This window comes from Bizionia argentinensis JUB59, from assembly GCF_000224335.1.
In the GTDB taxonomy this organism is placed as follows: domain Bacteria; phylum Bacteroidota; class Bacteroidia; order Flavobacteriales; family Flavobacteriaceae; genus Algorimicrobium; species Algorimicrobium argentinense.
Map to the genome: position 1 here is coordinate 1 of NZ_AFXZ01000064.1, position 639 is coordinate 639.

A 639-nucleotide genomic window follows, 5' to 3' on the forward strand; every position below is an offset into this window, starting at 1 on the left:
GTTAGCAAACATTTAAAAACCAATCGTTACGAATGAAAACAATATTGATTTTAATATCATTTCTATTTCTGACCAATTCGAATGTAATGCATGAAGATACGCCATTACAAATTGACAAAAATGGAAATATAATTGGTTTACCGAAAGAATTTAGTCCTGCGAAATTTGACTTGAATAAAAAAACATTGAGAATAAATGACAAGGAAATTGTTTTTCCAAAATGTCTGAATTATTACTTTGAGGAACATAGAAATCCTAAACTGAATTTATCCGCTTCGTGGTATCACTCGAAAGACATTATGCCATATTATTTGAATTTTTCCATTTCTGACAAGAGTGTAAATTATGGATATACAATTTTGGTTGATTTAGAAACATTGGAGTTAATCTATGTGGAAAAACCGAGAACAGAAGGAAATACGACATACAATCCTGAAATAGAATTAGAGAAAAAATGTCTGAATGAATATAAAAACGGAATTAAAACTATATTTTAACGGACGAATAAAAAAACGATTTGCTAACACCGTATAAAAATAATTGCGGTTTAGTGCTTAATCAAAGATCGTTGCGTGTTTGTAACATCTGATTTTCCTTCGGAAAATCCTCGCGTACAAACCCGCAACTATTCTTATACAT

1 protein-coding gene is annotated in these 639 nt (G+C 30.0%); it reads left to right on the forward strand.

What is annotated here, in order from left to right; genetic code table 11:
- Positions 1–32: 32 nt before the first annotated feature.
- Positions 33–497 carry a hypothetical protein gene (locus tag BZARG_RS13425; protein ID WP_008639308.1) on the forward strand — a complete coding sequence of 155 codons (465 nt, stop codon included), beginning with the start codon at positions 33–35 and terminating at the stop codon, positions 495–497.
- The last annotated feature ends 142 nt before the right edge of the window (positions 498–639 follow it).

What these genes read in the sequence shown, in the direction of transcription:
- BZARG_RS13425 (WP_008639308.1), top strand. Translation starts at nt 33, where the DNA reads ATGAAAACAATATTGATTTTAATATCATTTCTATTTCTGACCAATTCG.